General features: G+C 62.4%; 2 protein-coding genes. Both read left to right on the top strand.

Features of this window, described 5'->3' with window-relative positions:
- The first annotated feature begins 182 nt into the window (after positions 1-182).
- Positions 183-1,829 (top strand): S8 family serine peptidase, encoded by a 1,647-nt coding sequence (locus tag HW556_RS18135; RefSeq protein WP_176901528.1) that lies wholly within the window; start codon positions 183-185, stop codon positions 1,827-1,829.
- Positions 1,830-1,910: 81 nt separating this feature from the next.
- On the top strand, positions 1,911-2,876 hold the full coding sequence (locus tag HW556_RS18130) for a YitT family protein (protein ID WP_176901527.1): 966 nt from the start codon (positions 1,911-1,913) through the stop codon (positions 2,874-2,876).
- Positions 2,877-2,988: the final 112 nt, after the last annotated feature.

The following is a 2,988-nucleotide window of genomic DNA, read 5'->3' as shown; positions in this document are numbered from 1 at the left end:
CTGCACGGGGTAGCGGGGTTTCGTATGATCCTTTAGTTCCGAATCGTTTAACGGCGGGCGGGGGCAAGCCCCGGCCCTACATCGTTCCACTATCCAGCCCCCGCACGCCAGGGCACGGAATATGCGGTGGGTACGTTGTGGTTGCTTACTTTGCCGAACCTAGCCCGTTTTCTACTGACTTTATGACCCTGCTTTCTCTGCTACGCCAATCGGCGCTGGGCCTGGCCTTTAGCCTGCCCCTGCTGGCTTCGGCCCAAACTACTGCCCCCGAGCCCGTTTCGTCCGAAGCCGCCACCACTTTGCAATGGTACCTGCTCGACCCCACCGCCGACCGCGTGATGGGCGTGAGCGTTAACCGCACCTACCAGGAGCTGCTGGCCGGCCGCACCCCTACCCCGGTGGTAGTGGCCATTATTGATGCCGGCATCGACACCACCCACGCCGACCTGAAGCGCATGCTGTGGCGCAACGCCCGCGAAGTGGCCGGCAATGGCCTCGACGACGACAAGAACGGCTACGCCGACGACGTGTGGGGCTGGAACTACCTGGGCGGAGCTGATGGCCGCAACATCAACCTCGAGACGCTCGAAGAAACCCGCCTGCTGGCCCAGCTGCAGCCCCGCTTTAAGGGCAAAACCCGCGCCACCGTGCCCGCCGCCCAGCGCCCCGACTTCGACCTGTACCTGAAGGTGAAGAAGAGCTACGACGCCAAGGTGAAGGAAAACACCGACCGCCTGAAGCAGTACAGCCAGGTATATGCCGAGAATATGGCCGTTTCGGACCTGCTGCGGCAGAAGCTGGGCGTGGAGCGCGTTGACACGGCCGTGCTGCGTAATCCGCCCACCACCGACCCCAAACTGCGCGAGCTGTCAGGCCAGCTCTACGGGCTGCTGCTCAACACCGGCTTCGGCTCGCTCGATGACATTCTGGCCGAGATGAAGAGTGGGCTTAAACAAACCCAGGACCAGCTCGACTACGGCCTCAACCTGAGCTACAACCCCCGCCCCATTGTGGGCGACGACCCGTTTGATATCAAGCAACGCCTGTATGGCAACGCCGACGTATCAGGGCCCGATGCCCTGCACGGCACCCATGTGGCCGGCATCATTGGGGCCGACCGCGTGAACAACCTTGGTATTATGGGCATTGCGCCGCCCGTGGTGCGCCTGATGGCCGTACGCGCCGTGCCCGACGGCGACGAGCGCGACAAGGATGTGGCCAGCGCCATTCGCTACGCCGCCGACCACGGGGCCAGCATCATCAACATGAGCTTCGGCAAGTACTACTCGCCCCAGCGCGCGGCCGTGGAGGAGGCCATCCGCTACGCCGACAGCAAGGGTGTGCTGCTGGTACACTCGGCCGGCAACGAGAACGAGAACCTCGACCAGAAGCTGCAGTACCCGGCCCCGGTGTTCCTCAACGGCCAGCGCATCCCGAACCTGATTACGGTGGGCGCCTCCTCGCGCGACAACGACGCCGGCCTGGCCGCCGACTTCTCCAACTTCGGTAAAATACAGGTAGACGTGTTTGCGCCCGGCAACCAGATTTACTCGACCTTGCCCGGCGGGCGCTACGGCAACCTGAGCGGCACGAGCATGGCCGCCCCGGTGGTGTCGGGCATTGCCGCCACGCTCAAAAGCTACTTCCCCGAACTCACGGCCGCCGACCTCAAGCGCCTCATCCTGGCTTCGGCCCAGCCCACCCACACCCAGGTGCGCCAGCCCGGCTCCGATAAGCTCGTCGACTTTGCCGACCTCTCCAGCACCGGCGGCATCGTGAACCTGTACCGCGCCGTGCAGCTGGCCCAGCAGGCCGCGCCGGTCAAATAGCCCTTTGCAGCGGCCGGACAGGGTCGTATCTTCAGTTCTTGCTCTGCTTAGCACCGTTCATCACTTAGTGCCCCTGTCCTCATGCTCATTCCGCAACTGATGCTGCTACGCAAACGCCAACGGGCCGAAGCCGACTCGTTGCCTAAGATAATGCCGCAACAGAGCCTACGCTCGGGGCGGCGGGGGCGGCGGTGGTGGAGGCGGCAGATTATGAATGCCATTTTTCTGACAATGGGCGTGTTCTGCGCCGGTTTCGGGCTCGAAAGCTTTTTGTTGCCCGGCGGCTTTCTGGATGGCGGTGTAACGGGTGTGTCGCTGCTGTTGCGGCAGGTATTCGGGCTTCCGCTTCCGGTACTGATTATTGCGCTCAACGTGCCCTTCATGATTATGGCCAGCCGGCAGCTGGGCCGGGGCGTGGCCGTTCGCACGTTGCTGAGCGTGCTGGGCCTGGCCATGGTGCTGGCCGTGGTGCCCTTCCCTATCGTTACCGAAGACAAGCTACTAATTTCGGTGTTCGGCGGCTTTTTTCTGGGGGCGGGTATCGGGCTGGCCATGCGCGGGGGCGGCGTGCTCGACGGCACCGAAATCATGGCCATCTACCTGAGTAAAACCAGCAGCCTGACGGTAGGCGACATTATCCTCTCGTTCAACATCGTCATCTTCGCCGTGGCGGCCTACGTGCTGTCGGTCGAAACAGCGCTGTATTCTATTCTGGCCTATCTGTCGGCCGCCAAAACCGTCGATTTCGTGATTGACGGCGTGGAGGAGTACACCGGTGTCACCATCGTTTCGGGCCGCTCCGACGCCATCCGGCGCATGATTACCGAGAAGCTGGGCCGCGGGGCCACCGTGTACAGCGGCAAGCGCGGCTACGGCTCGCACGGCACTCAGCCCAGTCCTATCGACATCGTTTTCACCGTGGTTACCCGCCTTGAGCTCTCCCAGCTCAAGTCCGAAGTCGAACAGATTGACCGTCAGGCCTTCATGGTAATGCACAGTGTAAAAGACACGAAAGGCGGTATGATCAAAAAGCGCCCGCTACATTAAGCTGCCAGTTGATCGTGAGAACGACGTAGGGGCGAGGCTTGCCCCCGCCCGCCGCTACACCAAGCTGTGTGGGTCCTGCAAATAGTCGGTCAACGTATTGTTCTAACGGCGG

Origin of the sequence: Hymenobacter terrestris, from assembly GCF_013377905.1 — a bacterium.
In the GTDB taxonomy this organism is placed as follows: domain Bacteria; phylum Bacteroidota; class Bacteroidia; order Cytophagales; family Hymenobacteraceae; genus Hymenobacter; species Hymenobacter terrestris.
This window is presented reverse-complemented; position numbering and strand designations above follow the sequence as displayed.

Bases quoted from the DNA above. Each gene is read 5' to 3' on its own strand.
- HW556_RS18130 (WP_176901527.1), top strand. From the start codon at position 1,911: ATGCTCATTCCGCAACTGATGCTGCTACGCAAACGCCAACGGGCCGAA.
- HW556_RS18135 (WP_176901528.1), top strand. From the start codon at position 183: ATGACCCTGCTTTCTCTGCTACGCCAATCGGCGCTGGGCCTGGCCTTT.